At 68.2% G+C, this 23,877-nt stretch carries 18 protein-coding genes and 1 tRNA gene; 7 read left to right on the top strand and 12 right to left on the bottom strand.

All coding sequences use genetic code 11. The annotated features are described in order from the left end of the window. The 3 genes from ACE3PU_RS00580 to ACE3PU_RS00590 form a co-directional block, all read right to left on the bottom strand. Window positions 1–687, bottom strand: a 687-nt coding sequence (locus ACE3PU_RS00580) for a biotin/lipoyl-containing protein (protein WP_374385556.1), incomplete at its 3' end; no start/stop codon positions are given. A 1-nt stretch (window position 688) separates the two neighbouring features. Beyond that, complete coding sequence (locus tag ACE3PU_RS00585) at window positions 689–1,756, bottom strand: alpha-ketoacid dehydrogenase subunit beta (protein ID WP_374385601.1); 1,068 nt, start codon at window positions 1,754–1,756, stop codon at window positions 689–691. Window positions 1,757–1,815: 59 nt separating this feature from the next. After that, a complete protein-coding gene (locus ACE3PU_RS00590) occupies window positions 1,816–3,063 on the bottom strand; it encodes a 3-methyl-2-oxobutanoate dehydrogenase (2-methylpropanoyl-transferring) subunit alpha (RefSeq protein ID WP_374385558.1) in 1,248 nt (415 codons plus the stop codon). A 138-nt stretch (window positions 3,064–3,201) separates the two neighbouring features. Between ACE3PU_RS00590 and ACE3PU_RS00595 the strand changes: the two genes are divergently transcribed. Next, window positions 3,202–3,690 (top strand): Lrp/AsnC family transcriptional regulator, encoded by a 489-nt coding sequence (locus ACE3PU_RS00595; protein ID WP_374385560.1) that lies wholly within the window; start codon window positions 3,202–3,204, stop codon window positions 3,688–3,690. A gap of 36 nt (window positions 3,691–3,726) precedes the next feature. Continuing rightward, a complete protein-coding gene (locus ACE3PU_RS00600) occupies window positions 3,727–4,665 on the top strand; it encodes a pirin family protein (protein WP_374385562.1) in 939 nt (312 codons plus the stop codon). A gap of 58 nt (window positions 4,666–4,723) precedes the next feature. Here ACE3PU_RS00600 and ACE3PU_RS00605 read toward each other — a convergent pair whose 3' ends face one another. Both ACE3PU_RS00605 and ACE3PU_RS00610 read right to left on the bottom strand, forming a co-directional pair. Next, window positions 4,724–6,343 (bottom strand): serine hydrolase, encoded by a 1,620-nt coding sequence (locus ACE3PU_RS00605; protein WP_374385564.1) that lies wholly within the window; start codon window positions 6,341–6,343, stop codon window positions 4,724–4,726. 59 nt (window positions 6,344–6,402) lie between these two features. Next, the gene (locus ACE3PU_RS00610; RefSeq protein WP_374385566.1) at window positions 6,403–8,307 is read right to left on the bottom strand and encodes a BCCT family transporter; all 1,905 of its coding nucleotides are present in this window, start codon (window positions 8,305–8,307) and stop codon (window positions 6,403–6,405) included. A 174-nt stretch (window positions 8,308–8,481) separates the two neighbouring features. Here ACE3PU_RS00610 and clpB point away from each other — a divergent pair, with 174 nt between their 5' ends. Then, window positions 8,482–11,070, top strand: a complete 2,589-nt coding sequence (clpB, locus tag ACE3PU_RS00615) for an ATP-dependent chaperone ClpB (RefSeq protein WP_374385568.1) — start codon at window positions 8,482–8,484, stop codon at window positions 11,068–11,070. Window positions 11,071–11,094: 24 nt separating this feature from the next. Here the strand turns inward: clpB and ACE3PU_RS00620 are convergent, their stop codons facing one another. Both ACE3PU_RS00620 and ACE3PU_RS00625 read right to left on the bottom strand, forming a co-directional pair. Next, window positions 11,095–12,123, bottom strand: coding sequence for a serine/threonine-protein kinase (locus tag ACE3PU_RS00620; RefSeq protein WP_374385570.1), 1,029 nt, complete (start codon window positions 12,121–12,123; stop codon window positions 11,095–11,097). Beyond that, the gene (locus ACE3PU_RS00625) at window positions 12,120–12,581 is read right to left on the bottom strand and encodes a hypothetical protein (RefSeq protein WP_374385572.1); all 462 of its coding nucleotides are present in this window, start codon (window positions 12,579–12,581) and stop codon (window positions 12,120–12,122) included. Before ACE3PU_RS00625 ends, ACE3PU_RS00620 begins: the two co-directional genes overlap by 4 nt. Window positions 12,582–13,233: 652 nt before the next feature. On the opposite strand from ACE3PU_RS00625, the gene ACE3PU_RS00630 reads away from it, so the two are divergent. Then, entirely contained in the window at window positions 13,234–13,575 is a 342-nt protein-coding gene (locus ACE3PU_RS00630; RefSeq protein ID WP_374385574.1) for a GIY-YIG nuclease family protein, read from the top strand. Between the two features lie 321 nt (window positions 13,576–13,896). On the opposite strand, the gene ACE3PU_RS00635 is transcribed toward ACE3PU_RS00630, so the two are convergent. Further along, window positions 13,897–13,973 (bottom strand) — tRNA-Arg (locus ACE3PU_RS00635). 163 nt (window positions 13,974–14,136) lie between these two features. Between ACE3PU_RS00635 and ACE3PU_RS00640 the strand changes: the two genes are divergently transcribed. Next, window positions 14,137–15,876: a gamma-glutamyltransferase family protein gene (locus ACE3PU_RS00640; protein ID WP_374385576.1), complete on the top strand. Its 1,740-nt coding sequence runs from the start codon at window positions 14,137–14,139 to the stop codon at window positions 15,874–15,876. A 4-nt stretch (window positions 15,877–15,880) separates the two neighbouring features. Here the strand turns inward: ACE3PU_RS00640 and ACE3PU_RS00645 are convergent, their stop codons facing one another. Together ACE3PU_RS00645 and ACE3PU_RS00650 are read right to left on the bottom strand one after the other, a co-directional pair. Continuing rightward, window positions 15,881–16,729: a lipid A-modifier LpxR family protein gene (locus ACE3PU_RS00645; RefSeq protein ID WP_374385577.1), complete on the bottom strand. Its 849-nt coding sequence runs from the start codon at window positions 16,727–16,729 to the stop codon at window positions 15,881–15,883. 177 nt (window positions 16,730–16,906) lie between these two features. Then, window positions 16,907–18,799: a ribonucleoside-diphosphate reductase subunit alpha gene (locus ACE3PU_RS00650; protein ID WP_374385579.1), complete on the bottom strand. Its 1,893-nt coding sequence runs from the start codon at window positions 18,797–18,799 to the stop codon at window positions 16,907–16,909. A 272-nt stretch (window positions 18,800–19,071) separates the two neighbouring features. Here ACE3PU_RS00650 and ACE3PU_RS00655 point away from each other — a divergent pair, with 272 nt between their 5' ends. Further along, window positions 19,072–19,875 (top strand): phosphatase PAP2 family protein, encoded by an 804-nt coding sequence (locus ACE3PU_RS00655; RefSeq protein ID WP_374385581.1) that lies wholly within the window; start codon window positions 19,072–19,074, stop codon window positions 19,873–19,875. A gap of 124 nt (window positions 19,876–19,999) precedes the next feature. Here the strand turns inward: ACE3PU_RS00655 and ACE3PU_RS00660 are convergent, their stop codons facing one another. Together ACE3PU_RS00660 and ACE3PU_RS00665 are read right to left on the bottom strand one after the other, a co-directional pair. Next, on the bottom strand, window positions 20,000–20,776 hold the full coding sequence (locus ACE3PU_RS00660) for a metallophosphoesterase (protein WP_374385583.1): 777 nt from the start codon (window positions 20,774–20,776) through the stop codon (window positions 20,000–20,002). A gap of 50 nt (window positions 20,777–20,826) precedes the next feature. Further along, window positions 20,827–21,606, bottom strand: a complete 780-nt coding sequence (locus ACE3PU_RS00665; RefSeq protein WP_374385586.1) for a hypothetical protein — start codon at window positions 21,604–21,606, stop codon at window positions 20,827–20,829. A gap of 132 nt (window positions 21,607–21,738) precedes the next feature. On the opposite strand from ACE3PU_RS00665, the gene ACE3PU_RS00670 reads away from it, so the two are divergent. Continuing rightward, window positions 21,739–23,871 (top strand): response regulator, encoded by a 2,133-nt coding sequence (locus ACE3PU_RS00670; protein ID WP_374385588.1) that lies wholly within the window; start codon window positions 21,739–21,741, stop codon window positions 23,869–23,871. Window positions 23,872–23,877: the final 6 nt, after the last annotated feature.

The raw sequence follows: 23,877 nt of genomic DNA on the forward strand, positions 1-23,877 counted from the left end.
CGTCGATCCTCCCGCCTTGGGGGCGGCAGCGCCGGAGGGGGCGGCGGGGGCTGGGGCCGGCGCCGCGACATTGCCCTGGCCTTCGACGTCGAACGCCACCAGCGGGCCGCCCACCGGCACGGACTTGCCCGCCTCGCCATACAGGGTGACGACGGTGCCGGCGACCGGCGAGGTGATCTCGACCGTGGCCTTGTCGGTCATGATGTCGGCGATGATCTGGTCTTCCTCGACCGCATCCCCGATCTTGACGTGCCAGCCGACCAGCTCGGCCTCGGCCGTGCCTTCGCCCACGTCCGGCAGCTTGAAGACGTAGTTGCCCGACGTCGGCGCGTCGGCGGGGGCGGCCGGCGCGGCCTCGACCTTGGGCGCCTCGGCGACCGCCGGGGCAGGCTCAGGCTCGGGCTTGGCGACGGCCGGCGCCGGGGCGTCCTCCGCATTTCCCGCCCCCTCGACCTCGAACTCCACCAGGGGGCCGCGCACCGGCACCATGGCGCCGGGCTCGCCGTGCAGGGCCGTCACCTTGCCCGACACCGGGGCGGTGATCTCGACGGTGGCCTTGTCGGTCATGACGTCGGCGACGATCTGGTCCTCGGCGACCGTGTCGCCGACCTTGACGTGCCAGCCGACCAGTTCGGCCTCGGCGGTGCCTTCGCCCACGTCGGGCAGTTTGAAGACGAAACGACCCATCTCAACGTCCTCCGGTCATGACGCTCTTCAGGGCGTCCGCGACCCGTTGCGGTCCGGGGAAATATTCCCATTCGAAGGCGTGCGGATAGGGGGTGTCCCAGCCCGTCACGCGCGCGATCGGCGCCTCCAGGTGATAGAAGCAGCGCTCCTGCACCAGGGCCGACATTTCGCCGCCGAAGCCCGAGGTCTTGGGCGCCTCGTGCACGATGACGCAGCGGCCGGTCTTCTTGACGCTGGCCTCGATGGTCTCGATGTCCAGCGGGACCAGGGTGCGCAGGTCGATGACCTCGGCGTCCACGCCCGCGTGTTCGGCGCCGGCCAGGGCGACCCAGACCATGGTGCCATAGGCCAGGATGGTGACGTCGTTCCCCTCGCGCATGACGCGCGCCTTGCCGATCGGCTCGACATAGTTTCCCGTGGGCACCTGGGCCAGTTCCTGCGCCTTCCACGGGCTGACCGGCTTCTCGTGCCAGCCGTCGAAGGGGCCGTTGTAGAGGCGTTTCGGCTCGAAGAAGATGACCGGATCGTCGTCCTCGATCGCCGCCGTCAGCAGGCCCTTGGCGTCATAGGGGTTGGACGGGATGACGACCTTCAGCCCGGCGATGTGGGTGAACAGGCTTTCGGGCGACTGGCTGTGCGTCTGGCCGCCGAAGATGCCGCCGCCATAGGGCGAACGCACCACGATGGGGGCGGTGAACTGGCCACCCGAGCGGTAGCGCAGCTTGGCCGCCTCGGACACGATCTGGTCGTAGGCCGGATAGATGTAGTCGGCGAACTGGATCTCGACCACGGGCCGCAGGCCGTAGGCGCCCATGCCGATGGCGGCGGCGACGATGCCGCATTCGCTGATCGGGGCGTCGAAGCTGCGGGTCAGGCCGTGCTTCTGCTGCAGCTTGTCGGTGACGCGGAAGACGCCGCCGAAATAGCCCGCGTCCTCGCCGAACGACAGCACGTTCGGATCCTCGGCCATCTTGCCGTCGATGGCCGAGTTCAGGGCCTGGATCATGTTCATCGGCTGGACGCCCGACCCGGTCGCCTCCGAGGCCGGCGCGGCGTTCTGGTCGACCATGTCCGGCTCGACGCCGTCGTTGCGGTCGGCGTCGGTGAAGGTGGTTTGCTCAGCCATGGTCAGACCCCCACCTCGCGGCGCTGTTCGACCAGACGCCAGTCCTCGGTCGCATAGACCTCCTCGAACATCGTCTTCACGCTGGGACGCGACTGGCCCAGGGTGCCGATGGCCTCGGATTCCTTGCCGGCGGCGCGGACCTGTTCGACCGCCTCGCGCAGGGCCGCCGCGTGCTGTTCGTCGTCCCATTCGCCGATGACCGTCAGGTGCTGGCGCAGCCGCTCCAGCGGATCGCCCAGCGGCCACTTCTCGTGCTCGTCGCCGGGGCGGTAGCGGCTGGGGTCGTCGGAGGTCGAGTGCGGGGCGCCGCGATAGGTGAACAGCTCGATCACCGTGGCGCCCTGGTTCGAACGGGCGCGCTCCTCGGCCCACTGGGTCGCGGCCCAGACCGCCAGGAAGTCGTTGCCGTCCACCCGCAGCGCCGGCAGGCCGTAGCCGATGGCCTTGGAGGCGAAGGTGGTCTCCAGCCCCCCGGCGATGCCCTGGAAGGAGCTGATGGCCCACTGGTTGTTGACGACGTTCAGGATGACCGGGGCGCGATAGACGCTGGCGAAGGTCAGGGCGTTGTGGAAGTCGCCTTCCGCCGTGGCGCCGTCGCCGATCCAGCTGATGGCGATCTTGTCGTCGCCCTTGTAGGCGCTGGCCATGGCCCAGCCGACCGCCTGCGGCACCTGGGTGCCCAGGTTGCCCGAGATGGTGAAGAAGCCATAGTCCTTGGCCGAATACATGATCGGCAGCTGGCGGCCTTTGATCGGGTCCGCCGCGTTCGAATAGATCTGGTTCATCATCGCCGTCAGCGGATAGCCGCGCGCGATCAGAAGCCCCTGCTGGCGATAGGTCGGAAAGCCCATGTCCTCGCGGCTCAGCAGCATGCCTTGGGCGACGGCGATGGCCTCCTCGCCGGTGCACTTCATGTAGAAGCTGGTCTTGCCCTGGCGGTGGGCGCGGTGCATCCGGTCGTCGAAGGCGCGGGTCAGGATCATGGCCTTCAGGCCGCGCCGCAGCGTCTCCGGATCCAGGCGCGGGTTCCACGGGCCGACCGCGTTCCCGGCGTCGTCCAGCACCCGAATCAGTCGGAACGCATGGTCGCGCATCGCATAGGGGGTGGCGTCCGTTTCCGGCCGATCAACGGCGCCGGCGGGGTCCAGCTGCAGATGGCTGAAGTCAGGCGCATCGCCCGGTCGACCTGACGGTTCCGGCACCCGCAGCGACAGGGGCGGGCTGTTCTTCTTCATGATTTTGTCATTCATGCGGGCGTCCGCTGTCCGTCCGTGTTTCCTCTGGACGACTGATAACACGGCCCCTAGGAAGGCGCTCGCTCAATCTGACCTTGCTAAATCCCGATTTCGGGTTTTTTATTTCGCCATAATCATAATCGGAGAAACGCCTTGGCGGACGAACTCGATCCCATCGACGCCCGGATCCTCGACATCCTTCAGCAGGACGCCGGCCTCTCGGTCGCCGAAGTGGCCGATCGCGTCGGTCTGTCCGCCTCGCCGTGCTGGCGCCGGATCAAGCGGCTGGAGGATTCCGGCCTGATCACCAAGCGGGTCACCCTGCTGAACGCCCAGCTGCTGGGGCTGGACTTCGAAGTCTACGCCATCGTCAAGCTCAGCCTGCCGTCGGCCGAGAACCTCGACATCTTCGAGGCCGCCGTCGCCAAATGGCCGGAAGTGGTCCAGTGCGCCACCATCACCGGCCGCGAGGACTATGTGCTTCGGATCATCACCTCCGACATGCACGCCTTCGACAAGTTCCTGCGCGAGAAGCTGCTGGCCCTGGGCATCGTGTCAGACTGCGAGAGCCACATCGTCACGCGCGGCGTCAAGAATGTGACCGCCCTGCCTCTTGGCATAATCACGCCCCACGTCGGATAACGCGCCTCGGCGGCGGGGTCCGCCGGGAGACCGATGATGATCGAACTGGTGATCGACGCGCGCCGCAAGGACCTGGGCGGGTTCGAGGTGGGCCGCGTGCTGCCCTTCCATTCGCGGCGAATGGTCGGGCCCTTCATCTTTCTGGACCAGATGGGCCCGGCCGAGTTCGCGCCGGGCGCGGAGGCGATCAATGTGCGGCCGCATCCGCACATCGGCCTGTCGACCCTGACCTATCTGTTCGAGGGCGAGATCATGCACCGGGACAATCTGGGCTACGCCCAGCCGATCCGTCCCGGCGAGGTGAACTGGATGACCGCCGGCAAGGGCATCGTCCACTCCGAGCGCACCGACCCCTTGAAGCGGAGCCGCGGCGGGCCGATGCACGGCATGCAGGCCTGGGTCGCCCTGCCCGACGAGGCCGAGGAGACCGATCCCGCCTTCCATCACCTGGTCGAGGACGCCCAGCCCACCTATGAGAACGGCGGCCTGTTCGCGCGGCTGGTGGCGGGCGAGGCCTATGGCGCCAAGGCCGCCGTGCCCGTGTCGTCGCCGCTGTTCTATGTGCACTGGGAGCTGCAGCCGGGCGTGAAGACCGCGCCGCCGCCGGGCCGGGGCGCCGGCGGCATGAGCGAGCGGGCGCTGTACGTCGCCAAGGGGTCGATCGAGGTCGGCGACCGCACCTTCCACGAAGGCCAGATGATCGTGCTGGAGCCGACGGCCGAGCCGACCGTCAAGGCGCTGGAGCTGTCCAGCGTCATGGTGCTGGGCGGAGAGCCGGTGGGCCAGCGCCTGATCTGGTGGAACTTCGTCGCCTCCAGCCAGGCGCGGATCGACCAGGCCAAGGCCGACTGGAAGGCCGGCCGCATGAAGCTGCCCAGCGAGGACGACCTGGAGTTCATCCCCCTGCCGGAAGAGCCCGCCCTGGCCCAGCCCGAACCCCGGCCGGTCGAGCCCAAGCCGACCGATCCGGTCTAGCCGCCGTCCCTCGCCGCCTTCGCCCGTGCGCCGACCCGCGCCAGCGTGACCGCGATCCTCATTCGCTCCGCGTCAGTCTGAGGTCCTGGTAGTCGTAGCTGAAGTCGATGTCCGGCGAGACGCCCTTCAGCGTGGCCGTCGCGGGCTTGGCCGTCTGGATGGCGAAGGTGATGAAGGCGTCCTCCTCGCGCTTGTCGGGGAAGCGGGTGCGGAAGGTCTCGCCGTCATAGGGCTCCAGCGGCCCCTTCAGCGCCGGCGTGTGGGTGAAGTCCAGCCACAGGCCGTCGCCGCGCTTTGAGATCACGATGTCGCCGTACCAGGGATCGCGCCAGGTCCCCACATAGGCGTCCAGCGGCATGGCCGGGGGCGCGCCGGCGCGCTGCTTGGCGTCGATTTCGACGGCGGCGGCCAGGGACTTCTCGATCCCTTCGGCCTCCAGCCGCTTGGAATCGGCGATCCAGTCGACGTCGACCTTGCCCATCACGATGTCGGCGATCCCGGAGCGCAGCGCGCGCAGCAGGAAGCTCTCTTCCGCATTGGAGAAGATGCAGAAGCCGGTCTTGCGCCCGGGGATCAGCACCGTCGCCGAGATGCCGCCGGGCGAGCCGCCGCCGTGGCTGATCAGCCGCTCGCCGCGATAGTCCTGCACCTGGAAGCCCATGGCGTAGGTCGAGGCGATGGCCCGGTTGGGCAGTTCCGCCGTCGGCCCGGCCGAGGAGCCGACGATGATGTTGGGCCGCCACATCTCCCGCGCGGCCTCCTCCGAGAACAGGCGCGACCCGTCGGGCAGGACCCCCTCGTTCAGCCGCACCGCCATCCATTTGGCCCAGTCGGCCGGGGTGGTGCAGATGCCGCCCGCCGCCGCCGCCGAATCCCAGTTCCACACCTCCACGATCGACTGGGCGATGCGCGTCATCTCGCCCTGATAGCGCAGCGGCGGCCCCACCCGGCCGTGCGGCAGGGCCGACCGGGCCGGCTCGGCCAGGCGCGCCAGCGGGACCGTCTCGCTCATCCCCACGCGGTCCAGGATGCGGGTCTGGACGAAGTCCTCCCACGACTGGCCCGACACCGCCTCGATCACGGCCCCGGCGACCACGAACATCAGGTTGCAGTAGTGATAGCGGGCCCGGAACCCGTCCTCGATCGGCACGAAGGCGGCCTGGGCCAGCACCTCGGCGCAGGTCCGGTCGCTGTTGGGCCAGAACAGCAGGTCCCCGGCGCCCAGGCCGAAGCCCGCCCGGTGGCTCAGCGTATCGCGCACGGTGACGTGGTCGGTGATGTAGGGATCGACCAGCCGGAAGTCCGGCAGATTGGTCTTCACCGGCGCGTCCCACTTCACCTTGCCCTCGTCGACCAGGATGGCCAGGGCCGCGGCGGTGACGTTCTTGGTGTTGGAGGCGATGGCGAACAGGGTGTGTTCATCGGCCGCGCCGGGCCGGTCCTGCGCCTTGACGCCATAGCCGCGCGCCAGGACGGTTTCGCCGTCGTTCACCACCGCCACGCCCAGCGCCGGCTGATCCGGCCACGCCGCCATCGCCTTCTTCACATAGGCGTCGACCGCCCCGGCCAGGGCCGCATCGTCGTTGGCCGCCTGTCGGGCCCACGACGGCCGCGCCGCCAGCGCCGCCGCGCCTCCCGAAACGAACAGGGCGGAACGGCGGGAAAGACGAAGGGACATGCGCGACCTCGATGGGGAACTCATGCCCACCTTAGCCTGTCAGGCGCGTCGATCCAGTCTCACCCCGCGCGCCAGCGATGCAGGTGTTCCAGCACGTCGGCGACCAGCTGATCGCGGGTGAAGCCGGTCACGTCGCGCGGCCGGGTCACGTCGTCGGATCGCGCCGACAGCCGCCATTCCATCGCCCGGCGCCGCTCGGGGGCGTCCAGCGCGGTCATGGCCGGGCGGGGCCGCTCGCGCGCGGTCAGGCGATAGTGGAAGTCGCGTCCCCCGGCGACCGGCGCCGTCAGCGACAGGCCGGCGTCGTCGCGCGTCACCTCCGCGCCCAGACCCTCGGCCGCCAGCCCCTCTCGCACCGTCTCCAGCGCGGGCAGGCCGTTGCGCTCGATCTGGCGTTCGATGTCCCGGCGGCTGGCGGGCGCCAGGATGCGCTTCAGCTGCTCGGCCAGCGGCGGCCCCTCGGTCTCCACCACCCGGCCGGCCACGTCGGCGGTCATCTGCCGCGCGAGGCCGATCGACAGCAGGATCATGATGACCACGAACGGCAGGGCCGCGCCCAGGGTGGCGGCCTGCAGCGCGCCCAGTCCGCCCGCCAGCAGCAGCAGGGCGGCGATCAGGCCCAGCAGCAGGCACCAGTACACCCGCTGCCAGCGCGGCGTGTCGTCCGCCCCGCCGGACGCGATGGTGTCGATGACCAGCGCCCCGGAATCGGCCGAGGTGATGAAGAAGGCCGCCACCAGCAGGATCGCCAGGGTCGAGGTGATGGCCGCGCCCGGCAGTTCCTCCAGGAAATGGAACAGGGCCGTCGACAGGTCGGCCGAGACGGCGGCCGAGATCGCCCCCTGCGCCTGGCCCATGTCCAGGCTGATGGCCGTATTGCCGAAGACCGTCATCCACAGGAAGGTGAAGCCCGCCGGGACCAGCAGCACGTTCAGGATAAACTCGCGCACCGTCCGCCCGCGCGAGATGCGGGCGATGAACATGCCGACGAACGGCGACCAGGCGATCCACCAGGCCCAGTAGAACAGCGTCCAGTCCGCCATCCAGGCCCGCGGTTCATAGGCGTAGAGGGTGAAGGTCCGCTCGAAGAAGTGGCTCACATAGAAGCCGAAATTCTGGACCAGCGCCTTGAACAGGAAGCCGGTGGGGCCGACCACAAGCACGAAGACCATCAGCAGGACCGCCAGCGTCAGGTTCAGCTCCGACAGCCGCCGCACCCCCTTGCCCACGCCGCTCATCACCGAGGTCGTCGCCGCCGCCATGACCAGGGCGATCAGTCCGACCTGGACCCAGGCGTTGTTCGGGATGCCCAGCAGATAGCTCAGGCCGCTGTTCATCTGCGACACGCCGAAGCCTAGCGATGTGGCGATGCCGAAGGCCGTGCCCCAGATGGCGAAGATGTCGACCGCATCGCCGATCGGGCCGTTGATCCGCCGCCCCAACAGCGGCGACAGGCCGGACCGCAGCGTCAGCGGCAATCCCTTGCGATAGGCGAAGAAGGCCAGGCTCAGCCCCACCAGGGCGTAGATGGCCCAGGCGTGCGCCCCATAGTGAAAGAAGGTGATGCCCATGGCCTCGCGTGCGGCGGCGAAGGTGCGCGGCTCGCCCTCCGGCGGGCTGACGAAATGCTGGATCGGCTCGGCCACCCCGAAATACATCAGGCCTATGCCCATGCCCGCCGCGAACAGCATCGCCAGCCACGACAGATACGGAAAGTCCGGCTCCGCGTCGTCCGGCCCCAGCTTCAGCGCGCCGGTCGGCCCCAGGGCCAGCACCAGCACCAGTCCCAGGAAGCCCGCCACGGCGGCGATGTAGAACCAGCCGAAGGTGTCGATCACCCAGGCCTGCAGGGTCTGGAACACGCGGTCGGACTGTCCGGGCGCGGCGACGGCCAGAACGAGCAACAGCCCGATGATCAGGCTCGCCCCCCAGAAGACGCGGGGGTTCATCTTGGTGGTCAGCATCGGCTGAAAGCGTATGGCGAAGCTTTGGGTTCCCGTCGCCGAATCTCGTCTCCCCTCCCGTCGGGCCCCTTGTGCGCCAAATCGGCGCCACCATCTCGTTTGCGACAGCTCAAGGCGTCGCTTCCTGAAAGGGCGCATTGAGACGACATCCGCCTCTTGAGGGGACATCGCACGATGAATCTCGATCTCTACTCCGACCGCGCCAAACAGGCCGTCCAGTCGGCCCAGTCGCTGGCGCTCGCCCGCCGTCACCAGCAGTTCGCGCCCGAACACCTGCTCAAGGTGTTGCTGGAGGAGCGCGACGGCCTGGCCCGCAACCTGATCACCGCCGCCGGCGGCGACCCCCGTCGCGCCGAGGCCGACGTCGAGACCGCGCTGAAGAAGCGCGCCCAGGTCACCGGCGGCTCGGGCCAGCTCTATCTGGACGGCGACACCGCCCGCGTCTTCGCCGCCGCCGAGGAGGCCTCCAAGAAGGCCGGCGACGCCTTCGTCACCACCGAACGCCTGCTGGCGGCGCTCGCCCGCGAGGGCGGGGTCGCCGCCGAGGTGCTGAAGGGCGCCGGCGTCACCGCCGACAAGCTGGAGACCGCCATCGCCGACGTCCGCAAGGGCAAGACCGCCGACAGCGCCGGCGCCGAAGACGCCTATGACGCCCTGAAGCGCTACGCCCGCGACCTGACCCTGGCCGCCCGCGACGGAAAGATCGACCCGGTCATCGGCCGCGACGAGGAGATCCGCCGCACGATCCAGGTCCTGGCTAGGCGCACCAAGAACAACCCCGTCCTGATCGGCGAGCCGGGCGTCGGCAAGACCGCCATCGTCGAGGGCCTGGCCCTGCGCATCGTCAACGGCGACGTGCCCGAATCCCTGCGTGACAAGACCGTCATGGCCCTGGACATGGGCAGCCTGATCGCCGGCGCGAAATACCGCGGCGAGTTCGAGGAGCGGCTGAAGGCCGTCCTGGCCGAGATGTCCGCCGCCGAGGGCGGGATCGTCCTGTTCATCGACGAGATGCACACCCTGGTCGGCGCCGGAAAGGGCGACGGCGCCATGGACGCCTCCAACCTGCTGAAGCCCGCCCTGGCGCGCGGCGAGCTGCACTGCGTCGGCGCCACCACCCTGGACGAGTACAGAAAGCACGTCGAGAAGGACGCCGCACTGGCCCGCCGCTTCCAGCCCGTCATGGTCGAGGAGCCGACGGTGGAGGACACCGTCTCCATCCTGCGCGGCCTGAAGGAGAAGTACGAGGTCCACCACGGGGTGCGCATCTCCGACAGCGCCATCGTCGCCGCGGCCACCCTGTCGAACCGCTACATCACCGACCGCTTCCTGCCGGACAAGGCCATCGACCTGATCGACGAGGCCGCCAGCCGCGTGCGCATGGCCGTGGACTCCAAGCCTGAGGCCCTGGACGAGATCGACCGCCGCCTGGTCCAGCTGAAGATCGAGCGCGAGGCCCTGAAGAAGGAGACCGACCAGGCCTCCAAGACCCGGCTGGAGAAGCTGGAGGACGAGATCGCCGACCTGGAGGGCCAGTCCGAGGACCTGACCGCCCAGTGGAAGGCCGAGAAGGAAAAGGTCGGCCAGGGCGCCCAGCTGCGCGAAACCCTGGACCGCCTGCGGCTGGAGCTGACCAACGCCCAGCGCGCCGGCGACCTGGCCCGCGCGTCCGAGATCGCCTACGGCCAGATCCCGCAGATCGAAAAACAGCTGGCCGAGGCCGAGGCCAACGAGGCTGACAAGTCCGGCCCCCTGACGCCTGAGGTCGTCGACGCCGAACAGATCGCCGCCGTCGTCAGCCGCTGGACCGGCGTGCCCGTCGACAAGATGCTGGAGGGCGAGCGCGAGAAGCTGCTCAAGATGGAGGACGCCCTGGGCGCCCGCGTGGTGGGCCAGGACGAGGCCCTGGCCGCCGTCTCCGATGCGGTGCGTCGCGCCCGCGCCGGCCTGAACGACCCCAACCGTCCGCTGGGCAGCTTCCTGTTCCTGGGCCCGACGGGCGTGGGCAAGACCGAGCTGACCAAGGCCCTGGCCGAGTTCCTGTTCGATGACGAGGCGGCCATCACCCGCCTGGACATGAGCGAATACATGGAGAAGCACTCGGTCAGCCGCCTGATCGGCGCCCCTCCCGGCTATGTCGGCTATGACGAGGGCGGCGCCCTGACCGAGGCCGTGCGTCGCCGCCCCTATCAGGTCGTGCTGTTCGACGAGGTCGAAAAGGCCCACCCCGACGTCTTCAACGTCCTGCTGCAGGTGCTGGACGACGGCCGCCTGACCGACGGCCAAGGTCGCACCATCGACTTCCGCAACACCCTGATCATCATGACCTCGAACCTGGGGTCGCAGTTCCTGGCCGATCAGGGCGAGGGCGAGGACGTGGAGGCCGTGCGCCCCTTCGTCATGGACGCCGTACGCGCCCACTTCCGGCCCGAGTTCCTGAACCGGATCGACGAGATCATCCTGTTCCACCGCCTGGGCCGCGACCAGATGGGCGGCATCGTCCGCATCCAGCTGTCGCGCTTCGAAAAGCTGCTGGCCGACCGCCGCCTGGCGCTGGACCTGGACGACGCCGCCCTGACCTGGCTGGCCGACCGCGGCTACGACCCGGTGTATGGCGCCCGGCCGCTGAAGCGCGTCATCCAGAAGGAGCTGGTCGACCCCATCGCGCGCAAGTTGCTGGCGGGCGAGATCGAGGACGGCGGCGTGATCGCCGTGTCAGCGGGCGCGGACGGGCTGGAGATCGGGAAGGCGCGGGTGCATTGAGGACGGTAGGCTAGGCACGCTGCGTCAGGCCAAAGTCGTTTCTGCCACTATGGTTGCAGCGTAGGCTGTGGCTTCCGATTCCGTCATCCCGGCCTTGCAAACGGAGCGCTTTCTCTTCTGACCCCGAATATAATCTACGGACCACAAGCCTCGGCTTTGACTGACGCAAATTTGCTCCGTTTTGCCAGAGTGCTTGCACGTCCACCCGTTGCTGGTCCGGTGCCAATCTCGCTCGAAAATTAACCGCTCCAGGGCGTCTCTAAATGCCGCACTTGAGGAGTATCTTTTTGCCGGATCAGCGTGACACGCCTTTTTGATAATTCGCTGCAGTTTCGCTGGGACATGGGCTTGGAATCCCAAGTCCTTGACGACTGTTCCGGCTAAGAAGCTCGCCTTCCAATCCTTCAGAGTACCTCGGGTCGATCGCCAGTTCTTGATACTGTTCACAGCCCGAAAAAGCGCTAGTCCTGCGGCATAAACATCTGATTGTTCTGTAAAAATTGGATCTTTAATGGATTCTGGCGCCAAGTTAGCGTTGTAAAAAAAGTTGCTTACACGCGTTCTCCGGGAGACGGCCATTGCAATCCCGAAGTCGGAAAGCTTTGCGCCGTTCTTACCAAATAGAATGTTGCCTGGCTTCACGTCTCGATGAATAATTCCGAAAGAGTGCGCGTGGTGGAGAGCGAACAATGTGTCCTTCAAAGCGGCTACAGCGCCGCGCAGGCTAATATCGTTCTGGATAGCTTCCTGGAGAGACCCACCACCCATTATCTCCATTTCGATGAGGATGTGCGGCGTGCCGGCCGTATCCATCCAAACCTCCGCAGACTCGACGCGGACGATTTGAGGGTGAGCTACCAAGTGCTGGAGTTCGGGTTCAAGCACGTTCGAGAGGAAATCAGCGCTCGTGGTCGGTACGACTTTAAGAGCTGAATCACGATTCAAAAAAACCTGCTTGCAGAGGTAAACGTCACCGAAATGGCCGGTCCCTATACGCTTTGTCAGAGCGAAGCTCGAACCGACTCCCGATCCAGATAGGTCGGCGCGGCTCAAGGAAGAGCCATCCAAGCAGCCAGTGCAGCCAATCGATGCTGATTAGACCACTTCCTTGTGGGTTGGCCGACGACTTGGTCGACAAAAGCGTACTTGTCCGTAAACGGACTCAGAAAGGGACTTAGCTTCGACTTGCTGAAATTTGCTGGAATAAACTCTTCAACCGGCTTCCCTTGGTCAAGTGCCACGATGCTCAGGACACCGAAAGGCAGGATCAAACCCGCCACTTGGTCGCGAGACTTCGCGTCCATGGAAAGTACGTAGGCTACGCAACTCGGAGATTGGTCGGCCAGAATCGCAACAAACAGGTTTCGGCAAGCCTGCGCAAACGCCGACCTGCTAGAATCCAACTGGAGCGGGCGTTCGCCATGGTCGATGAGGGCGGGAGCCTTTTTGGTCCCGTCCAGAGTGACGTAGCGTATCTTGCCCGAAGATGCGTGAAATCCCGTGATCTTCATTTCTAACTCGCCCAACCCGCAGCAGGACTAGCATCTTTTTTTCTCAAGGGAAGGTTGTGAGCGGTCCGAGCATTCCCTCCGCGCCATGACGCCCCGAACAGGTAAGAGGCCCCGCGTCGCCACGGTAGACTCCGGTCTCCTCGCCGTCGCGCATCGCGACCAGGGGTTGAGAGCGACCTTGATGCAGCCGTCGTTCTTTTCCTGGAACATCTTCTAGGCGTCGGGGCCGTCTTCCCGCTTGATCGTGCGGGTGATCAGGAAGCTGCCTCTGGCGGCTTCCCGTCACCGCGAAGGCTTCCACGCCCCCACTTTCGTCATCCTCCGGCAAGCCGCGCCTTCGCGGCGCAGACCGGGGGACCCAGCGGCGCCGTCAGGCGAAATCTCTCCGCCGCACGATCCCGAACCGCCTCCTCCGCGACAGGTTCGCGCTCGCGCGCGCCGCTGGGTCCCCCGGTTCCGCTTCGCGGCCCGGAGGATGACGAAAGGGAGGGTCGGCTCGCGGTCGGGGCCGCTTACGCGTTCTTGCCTTCGCGGCCGTCCGGCTCTTTCACGACGCCCTTGAACGGGTCGCCTTCGGCGCCGCTGGGTCCCCCCGGTCTCGCTGCGCTCGCCGGAGGATGACGAGAGAGGGGAGTGCGCATAGGTTGTGGGGATGGGGACGCATCGCACCTTCATCGCGACCTACATCATGGCCAGCCAGAGGAACGGCACGCTTTATGTCGGCATGACCTCCAACCTCCACGCGCGGGTGTGGAGGCACAAGGCTCACACCTTCCCCGGTTTCACCGACGACAACGCCGTCACCCGTCTGGTCTGGTACGAACGGCATCAGTGGGTCGTCGATGCGATCCGGCGCGAGAAGCGGCTGAAGAAGTGGCTGCGCGACTGGAAGCTGAAGCTGATCGAGGATGCGAACCCTGAATGGCGCGACCTCGCCGCCGATTGGTACCCTGTCGACGATCCGAACTGGACCCCGCCGCCTGAAGACGACTGAGCCCCCGTCTTGACGGGAAGCTCCGGTCATCCCGACGGCGGTCGCCGGCCGGCGCCGCCCCGACCCGCGCAATGACGCTGGTCCCGCTTGTGGGATTTCAAGGCTTTACGAAAATCTCGCCGCCTTCGACCTGGCGCCCCCGAAAACCGTGCGATGCTGGCGCCATCGGCCGCGCGACGGGGCGCGGGGCGGGGAAGGGCGGTGTTTCGGACATTTCACACTATTCAGACGGTGTTTTTTCCCGCCCGAGTCTGAAATCGCGCGCAGGCGACCGCCCGTCCCGAACGGGGCGACACGCGGCGGCGATGACGAGGGAGAGAATGGCGCACCCGGAGCGATTCGAACGCCCGACCCTCAGATTCGTAGTCTGATGCTCTATCCAGCTGAGCTACGGGTGCGCACCCGCCTGTCGGCGAGGCGGCGTCTTTAGCCGCTCGCGCGGGGGGACGCAAGCGGCTGGACGACAGTTTTATCCGTCCCGCCCTTGGCGCGTTCGCCGCAACGCCCTAGGTCGGTCGGGCTCCTCCCGTCGCCGCCCTCCGTCCCAGGTCCGTCCGTTCCATGCGCCCTTCCCTGAAACGCCTCGCCGCGCCCCTGTTGTCCCTGGTCCTGGCGGCCTGCCAGACGGCGCCGGGGCCAGGGGGCGAGGGGCCGGGCGTGGCGGTCCCGGCGTCCACGGCGCCGTCGGCGCCGGCGCGCGGGCCCTTCGTCGCCGCCGCCAATCCGCTGGCGGTCGAGGCGGGGATGGCGGTGCTGCGCCGGGGCGGATCGGCGGTCGACGCGGCCGTGGCGATCCAGGCCGTTCTGGGCCTGGTGGAGCCCCAGTCGTCGGGCCTGGGGGGCGGGGCCTTCCTGATGCACTACGACGCCGCGACGGGGCGGGTGACGGCCTATGACGGGCGCGAGACGGCCCCGGCCTCGGCCACGCCCGAGCTGTTCTATGAGGACGGCCGGCCGCTGGCCTTCGGCGATGCGGTGCTGTCGGGCCGGTCGACCGGGGCGCCCGGGGCGGTCGCCATGCTGGCCATGGCGCAGAAGGATCACGGCCGCCTGGCTTGGCGCGACCTGTTCGGCGACGCCGAGCGCCTGGCCCGCGACGGCTTCACCGTCAGTCCGCGCTTGGCGGGCATGATCAACGGGGCCGCGCCCCAGGCCCGGACGCGCTGGGCGAGCGCCTATTTCACCAAGCCGGACGGCGCCCGCTATCAGGCCGGCGACACGCTGCGGAACCCCGCCTACGCCGACACCGTGCGCCGGCTGGCCGACCAGGGGCCGGGCGCCCTCTACGGCGGGCCGATCGGCCAGGCGGTGGCCGCGACCGTGGCCGAGGGGCCGCGTCCCGGCGGTCTGACCCAGGCCGACATCGCCGCCTATCGCCCCCTGCGCCGCGACGCCCTGTGCCGGCCCTATCGGGTCTATGTCGTCTGCGTGCCGCCGCCGCCGTCCAGCGGGGTGGCGGTGCTGCAGTTCCTGGCCATGGCCGAGCGGACGCCCGACCTCGACAAGGGCGCCGACAGCCCCGAAGCCTGGGTCGCCTTCGGCCGCCTGCAGCGGCTGATGTACGCCGACCGCGACCGCTATGTCGGCGATGCGGACTTCGTCGGCGTGCCCGTCGCGGGCCTGCTGGATCCCGACTATGTCGCCGGCCGCGCGGCCCTGGCGCCCCAGGTCAACGGCCCGGTCGAGGCCGGCCGACCCACCGGCGCGCCCCCCGTCGGCGCCGACGCCACGGCCGAGCCCGGCGGCACCTCGCACATGGTGGTGGTCGACGCCGGGGGGAACGCGGTCAGCATGACCACCACGGTCGAAAGCATCTTCGGCTCGGGCCGCATGGCCGGGGGCTTCTTCCTGAACAACCAGCTGACCGACTTCTCCTTCACCCCGACCGAGGGCGGCCATGCGGCGGCCAACGCCGTGGCGGCGGGCAAGCGGCCGCGCTCGTCGATGACGCCGACGCTGATCCTGGACCGCCAGGGCCGGCTGGTCGGGGCCATCGGGTCGCCCGGCGGCTCCAGCATCCTGGCCTATGTGGCCAAGGCGCTGGTGGGGGTGATCGACTGGGGCCTGCCGATGCAGGAGGCGATCGCCCTGCCCAATCTGGTGGTGCGCGGCGAGATGGTGGGGGCCGACGCCCAGGCCCTGTCGCCGGACATCCGCGCGGCCCTGGCTCAGGCGGGCATGGCGGTGCGGCCCAATGCGACCGAGACCTCGGGCCTGCACGGGGCGATCTGGCGCGACGGGCGCTGGGACGGCGGGGCCGACCCGCGGCGCGAGGGGGTGGCGGTTTCGGCGGCGCCCTGAGGCCCTAGCGGCGCGGCTTGATCGACAGCTGGAAGGCGATCAGGCCCTCGTCCACGTCGGTGTCCAGCCCGCTCATGCCGCGCAGGCCCTTGCCGGCGTCGATCTCGCGATAGACCACGCCCAGCGAGGTCTGCATGTCGCCCCGGCGATAGGCCACGCCGACCGAGGCGTCGCCCAGGAAGGAGCCCCGATCGTTGGTGTAGCCCGAGCGGGCGTAGTCGCCGTCGCGGGTGCGGGCGAAGTTGTAGCCCACCGCGCGGCCCGAACCGGCGGCGTACAGGTACCAGCGGGGGCGCTCGCCGAAGCGGGCGTGGCCGTCGGGGGCGAGCCGCTCCAGCCCCTCGCCGATCTTCAGCGTAGCGCCGGCCTCGGCCGAGCCGCCGCCGCTGCCGACGCCGATGCCGGCGTGGGGCGTCAGGCTGACTTCCAGGCCCGAGGCCGTGCGGCCCCGCGCGCCCGAGAAGCCGCGCACATAGCGCAGGTCGTAGGCCTCGGGGTCCATCTCGGCGACGTCGACAGGCGTCACGGGCAGCGGCGCGCCGTCGGCCCGGCGCAGGCGCCCGGCGGTCTCCAGCGTCAGGCGATCGTCGGCGCCGCCCCGGTCGATCCACACATCGCGGCGCGTGCTGGCGATCAGGCCGGAGCGGTCCTCGGGTTGAAAGGCGCTGGGCAGGTCGATCGGCGCGCCGAAGCTGGCGTCGGTCGTCGCGACCCGGAATCCCTGGTGGCTGAGCTGGGCGACATCGGCGGGCGCTTCGTCAAAGGCCTGGGGCGCCCACACCTGGCGCGCATCCGCCGCGCCGGCCGCCGCCAGCACGCTCCCCAACCCGACGATCCACGCCGTTGCACGCATTCGGTCTCCCCAGTCCGTCCGCTGGGATCAGCCTAACCCGTTAACGAGCGGCGAGTCCAACGGCCATTTTCAAGACATCATCCTGACGCTTTCCAACGTCGCCCGCCGCGCCGGGGTTCCGAAACGGAAAAAGGGCCCCGCTTTCGCGAGGCCCCTCCGGGTCTTCTCAAGGCCGCCTTACTGGCAGGCCAGGCATTCGTCGTAGTCGGTCTTGGGCACCGAGAAGAGATCGGGCTGGTTCGGATCGATCTCGGCCTCGGCCTTGTCCTCAGCGCCGGCGAAGGCGGCGCGCTGCACCGACTTGGAGCGCAGGTAGTAGAGCGACTTCACGCCCCGCTCCCACGCCGACCAGTGCAGCATGTGCAGGTCCCACTTGTTGACGTCGCCGGGAATGAACAGGTTCAGCGACTGGGCCTGACAGATCTCAGGCGCGCGGTCGGCGGCCAGTTCCACCACCCAGCGCTGGTCCAGTTCGAAGGCGGTCTTGAACACGCCCTTCTCGTCCTCGTTCAGGGCGTCGATGTGCTGGACCGAGCCCTCGTGCTCGAGGATCGAGCTCCAGACGGCCTCGGTGTTGATGCCCTTCTCGTCGAGCAGGCGCTCCAGATAGGGGTTCTTGACCGCGAAAGAGCCCGACAGGGTCTTGTGGGTGTAGATGTTGGCCGGGATCGGCTCGATGCCGGCGGAGGTGCCGCCGCAGATGATGGAGATGGAGGCCGTGGGCGCGATGGCCATCTTGTGGCTGAACCGCTCCATCACGCCGCGCTCCTCGGCGTCCAGGCACGGCCCCTTCTCCTCGGCCAGCAGGCGGCTGGCCTTGTCCGCCTCGCGGCGCAGGTGCTTGAACAGGCGCATGTTCCACGACTTGGCCATGGCGCTTTCGAAGGCCACGCCCTGCGACTGCAGGAAGGAGTGGAAGCCCATCAGGCCCAGGCCTACCGAGCGTTCGCGCTTGGCCGAATAGACGGCGGCGGCCATCGACGACGGCGCGCGGTCGATGAAGTCCTGAAGCACATTGTCCAGGAAGCGCATCAGGTCCTCGACGAAGCGCGGCTCCTCGCGCCACTCCAGGAACTTCTCGGCGTTGACCGACGACAGGCAGCAGACGGCGGTCCGGTCCACGCCCAGGTGGTCCTTGCCGGTGTGCAGCATGATCTCGGCGCACAGGTTCGACTGTTTGACCTTCAGGCCCAGGTCGCGCTGGTGCGGCGCCATCTGGCGGTTCACCGTGTCGGAGAAGATCAGATAGGGCTCGCCGGTCTGCATCCGGATGTCGAGCAGCTTGGTCCACAACGAACGGGCGTCGACGGTCTTCATGACCGCGCCGTCCTTGGGCGACTTCAGATCGAAGGTGGCGCCGACCTTGACCGCCTCCATGAACTCGTCGGTGATGTTGATGCCGTGGTGCAGGTTCAGGGACTTGCGGTTGAAGTCGCCCGACGGCTTGCGGATCTCGAGGAACTCCTCGATCTCGGGATGGTGGATGTCGAGGTAAACGGCCGCCGAGCCGCGACGCAGCGAGCCCTGGCTGATCGCCAGAGTCAGCGAGTCCATCACGCGGATGAAGGGGATGATGCCCGAGGTCTTGCCCGCGCCCTTGACCTTTTCGCCGATGGAGCGGACGCCGCCCCAGTAGGTGCCGATGCCGCCGCCGTTCGAGGCCAGGGCCACGTTCTCGTTCCAGACGCTCTGGATGCCGTCCAGGCTGTCGCCCACCGCGTTCAGGAAGCAGGAGATCGGCAGGCCGCGATCAGCGCCGCCGTTCGACAGCACCGGGGTGGCGGGCATGAACCACAGGCGGCTCATATAGTCATACAGGCGCTGGGCGTGCTCGGCGTCGTCCGAGAAGGCGGTCGAGACGCGGGCGAACATGTCCTGATAGCTTTCGCCCGGCAGCAGGTAGCGGTCTTCCAGGGTCTTCTTGCCGAAGTCGGTCAGCAAGTCGTCGCGCGACTGATCCACCTGGACCGAGCGGACCACGGTCAGGTGCGGCTTCTCGGACGTCGGCGTCACCGCAACGCCTTGGAATTCCGCCGTCTTCAATGCCTCGCCGCCAGCCATGACCGTCATTGCCCTGAACAAAAAACCGAGTGGTGCCACCCGCGCTCTGACCACATCATCTAGTGGCCGGAGCGCGTTCCCAACCCACATATGGGGCGCAGATGGCTAACGACCCGTCAACGGGCTTGACGATCACTTTGTGAGCGAATCGGTCGGACAACCTTTGGCGGCCTGGGGAAAACCCCCTTTGCAAGCCAGCAGCCCCCTTCTCTCGGGCATGATCACGAACGCGTGATAGCGACGCCGAAGGAACGGGCGTCCAGCTTGGCCGTTCGCAGCGGATGCGGTTTGCCTCCACAAAACAATTCTTTACCCGCGCCCTGACGCTGGCTCGCGCGGAGTTCGCCGCCCTGACCGCCCTTCTGGTCGCGGCGGTCGGCGTCATGACCTTCATCGAGGTCGCCGACGACATGACCGAGGCCGACGGCCAGGCCCTGGACCATCAGGTCCTGGCGCTGCTGCGACCCTATGCCGACGATCCGGGGCGACCCTGGGGGCCCTGGTGGCTGGAGGAGGCGGCCGCCGACATCACTTCGTTGGGCGGCATTTCGGTGCTGGGGCTGTTCGCGACCATCGTGGTCCTGTTCCTGCTCAGCCAGAGGAAGTGGCTTTCCTCCCTGTTGCTGACGCTTGGCCTGGTCGGCGGCGTCCTGCTCAGCGAGGGCCTGAAGGCCGTGTTCGAGCGCGAGAGGCCCCCGGCGGTGGCGCAGGCGGTCGAGACGATCAACGCCAGCTTCCCTTCCGGCCACGCGCTGCTGGCCACGGTCTTCTACCTCAGCATCGGCGTGATGCTGACCCGAGCCTTTCCGCGGCGCCGGTTCAAGATGTTCGTGCTGGGGGTCGGGATCGTCCTGGCGATCCTGGTGGGGCTGACCCGGATCTATCTGGGCGCGCACTGGGCAAGCGACGTCTTCGCCGGCTGGGCCGTGGGCGCCGCCTGGGCGATGGCGCTGTGGCTGGTCGCCTATGCGGTGGCGCGATTCCAGAAAGCACGCGCCGCGCCGCTTCAGGACGCGCCTTCGCCTGTGGACGAGGCGCCGTTGGCCGGGAGCGCGGAAGCTCCATCCGAAGACGGCGCGATCTGAACGACATCCCGACCCGGGGCAGGGTGCGGGTCAACAATCCCGCGGTGCTGCTGGGCGAGACAGCGGCGTAGCGCTTGCGCTCAAATGGACAGGACGAGCCGCCGACGGCTCGCGCCAAGTCGCGTCAGACCTCGAACACCCGATAGGGCGCGCCCCCCAGGCTGCGCAGCACCGGCAGGGCGACGTTGTAGACAGGTACGCCCTTGTTGGTTCGCCCTTCGGCGGCGCCGCGGTGGGCATGGCCGTGCACCACCAGCGAGACGTTGTCGTAGCGGTCGATCGTCTCGGCCAGGCGCGAGGAGCCGAGAAAGGCGTGAATCTCGGGCGGTTCCCCGATCACGGTGTCGACCACGGGCGCATAGTGCAGCAGCACGACCGAGCGTTCCGTGCGCAGCATTCGGATCGAGTTCTCGATCGCATTGGCGTCCTCGACCGCCTCCTGGACGAACCGCTTGATCGAATCCTCGCCGAAAGAGCTGAGCATGTAGCGCCCGAAGCCGCCGACGAAGCCCTTGCCGCCGGCGAAGCCGACGCCGTCGATCTCATAGGCCTGGCCGGTCAGCATCTTCACCCCGGCGTCGCACAGCATCTTGGTCACATGGTCGGGCTGGCCGCACTCGTGCTCGTGGTTGCCCAGCACCCCGACCATGGGAATCTTGCAGAGCTTCAGATCCTCCAGCAGCCGCTCGACCTCGCCGGTCTTGCCGTAGTTGGTCAGGTCGCCGCACAGACACAGCACGTCCGCGTCGTCCGACACCCGCTCGAACAGTTCACGGTGGGCCCGCTCAGAGGTCTCGCCGACGTGCAGGTCGCCGACGGCGGCGACACGCATCCGCCGCGCAGGACCGGGCTCGAGACCCGGTTGCGGCGTTTGCGGGTGGGGCGTTGGCGCATCGGCCATGGTGGTCGCTCCTTTGGTTCAGTTCGCCGGGGGTTTCGTTCGCCGGGCGCTCAGTTCACCGGGTCGTGGCGCTCCTCCAGCCCCTTGCCGACCACGTCGCCGAAGCCCCACTCGGCGACGTCGGCGACATAGTCGCGGGGGCTGAACAGACGACCGCGACAGACTTTCACGCGCGGCGCCGGCAGGTCGATCTGGGCTTGAAGCCGCTCCGTCAGTTCCTCCATCAACCAGCGCGGCACCCGGTCGCGCTCGGTGGGATAGGCGAAGCGGAAGTTGAGCAGATGGGACGCCAGCACCTCCCAATAGAGGTCCATCTGGTCCAGAAGGCTCTTCCAGTCGATCGCGCCCGACTGTTTCAGGATGACGTGGTTCACGTCCGCGCCGTCGTAGCGGTAGCGGTCCTGAATGAAGACCTTGGACAGGATCAGCGCCGTGGGCGGCGTGATCTGCACCTCGTGTCCATAGACGGTGATGGTGTCCTCGCTGAACCAGCTGTCGGACACGGCGATGGTGCCGTTGGACATGGCGAAGATGACGTCGAAGAAGTGCTTCTCGTCCTTCCAGACCTTGGCGATCCAGCGTTCATCCTCGACATCGGTGCGGTAGCCGCGCTTCTGGAAGAAGGCCAGAATCCGGGGGTAGTCGCCGGGCTTGCAGAAGACGTCCAGATCCTTGGTCGGCCGGCGGATGCCCGTATAGGCCGTGACCGCATAGGTGCCCGACAGCAGGAAGGGAATGCCCGATTCCTTGAGCAGCTTCAGGCTTTCCTCATAGAAGGCCAGCGCGTCCGCGGGCGGCTCGAAGGTCGGTTCGGCGATGACGTCGGACATGGATCACGCCCCTCCTAGGCGAGGGTCTGGAAACGGCGTGGCCATATCGCAGGTTCCGCAAATCTACGTACTTCACAGCTAACCGGATTCTTAAGACCTGGCTGAAAGTCTTGGGGCATGGGCCTGGGGCGGTTGAACTTCAGACACGGGCGCTGGCGGCTGTTCCGCCACGACGCCGGCCGAGCGGCGGGTCCGCCGGCCCTGGCGTACGTGCTGCTCTACGTTCTTGCTCAGCTGGTCGGCCAGTGGAGCATGCACACATTCGGCGCCACGGTGCTGTGGCTGGCCAACGCCGTCCTGGTGGCGGCCCTGCTGCAACTGCATCGCCGCCCGGCCGTCGGGGTGATGATCGCCTGTGTGGGCATCAATCTCGTCGCCAATATTCTCAGAGGCGATCCGGCGATATTCGTCGGGATCAATGCGGGGCTCAACCTGATCCAGGTCCTGGCCGCCACCGTTCTTGCGCGGCGGTTCTGCGGCGCGGCGCTGGATATGCGCCGCCCGAGACGCCTGCTCCGCTTCGCCTTTCTGGCTGTCGTGCCTGCGGTGACCGTCAGCACCCTGCTGGCGGGGGCGGCGGCGGTCGGGCTCGGGCGAATTCCGCCGGGCACCCTCAGCTTCCGTCTTCATCACCTGTTCGACATGGAGCTGCTGGCGATCGTCATCGTCACGCCCGCTCTCCTGCTGCTGGCGCGGGCGCACCGGTTCCGTGACGACGCCCAGGCCCCCTGGACCGAGGTCGCGGCCCTGACCGCGCTTCTTGCCGCCACCTGCTTCTGGGCGTTTGGCCAGAGCTCGGCCCCGATCCTTTTCGTCGTCTTTCCGCCGCTGATCCTGCTGGCGTTCCGCGTCTCGCCGCCGTGGACCGCCGGGTCCACGATGATGGTCGCGCTGATCGGCGGCGTATCCACCCTGACGGGGCACGGCCCGGTGGCGCTGACCCGTCTGGCCGAGGACCCGACCCTGGCGGCCATCCCGCCGATCATGCGGCAGTTGAACGTTTTTCACCTGTTCCTGCTGGCCGTCGTGGGCACGGCCCTGCCCATCACCACCCTGTCCACCGAGCGTCGGCGCCTGGTCGCCAGGCTGCAAGCCCGCACGCGCGGCGCCATCCAGGCCCGCCAGCGCGCCGAGCAGGCCGACGCCGCGAAATCGCGCTTCCTGGCGCTGATGAGCCATGAGATGCGCACGCCTCTGACCGGCGTGACGGGCTATGCCGATCTCCTGTCGCGCCGGCCGTCTCTGGACGCCGAAGGGCGGCGGCAGGTCGAGACGGTGCGCCAGTGCGGCGAGGCCATGCTGCGGCTGGTCGAGGATCTTCTAGAAGTCTCGCGAGGCGGGGACGAGGTGGCGACCGCGCCCGTCGCGGTGCGTGAACTGGTGGCCACCGCCGCCGCCCCGGCCTTCGAATGGGCCGATGTGCGCGGCCTGGATCACAGCCTGACGATCTCGCCCGAGGCGGATGGCGTGGTCTCGACCGATCCGCGCCGCCTGCGCCAGATCGTGCACCATCTGGCGCTGAACGCCGCCAAATTCACCAGCCGCGGCTCGATTGGCGTCGCGGTCGATCGCCTGGGCGACCGCCTGCGCCTGACCGTGACCGACACCGGGTGCGGCATGTCTCCCGAGACTTTGGCGGGCCTGTTCCGCCTGTTCGAGCAGGCGGACGCATCGACCAGCCGCGCCCACGAAGGCGCCGGCGTGGGTCTGGCCCTGGCCAAGAACCATGTCGACAGGCTGGGCGGGTCGATCTCGGTCCGGAGCGCCCAGGGCGAGGGGTCGATCTTCACCGTGGAAATCCCCGCGCCCGTCGTCGCCGAGACCGAGACGGGCCGCGACACGCCCCGGGAAGAGCGGCGCATGCAGGTGCTGATCGTCGACGACCATCCCGTGAACCGCGACCTGCTGCGCATCATGGTGCAGGCCGCGGACTGCGACACGCTTGAGGCCCGCGACGGGCGCGAGGCCGTGGACGCCGTAGCCGTCGGCGCCTTCGATCTGGTGCTGATGGACGTGCGGATGCCGGGCATGGACGGCCTGGCGGCGACCCGCGCGATCCGCGCCCTCGAGGCGCCGGCGCGGGATACGCCGATCCTGGCCGTGACGGCCGACGCCATGCCCGAGGACGCCGCGCGGTGCCTGGCCGCGGGCATGGACGGTCACCTGGCCAAGCCGGTCACCCAGGCGCGCCTTTACGAGGCGATCAACGCCGCGCTGGAGCAGGCCGGCCGGCGGCAGGCGGCGGGGGGCGTCCGCGCCGCCTGAGCCGTC

Origin of the sequence: Brevundimonas sp. (genome assembly GCF_041911375.1) — a bacterium.
GTDB lineage: Bacteria > Pseudomonadota > Alphaproteobacteria > Caulobacterales > Caulobacteraceae > Brevundimonas.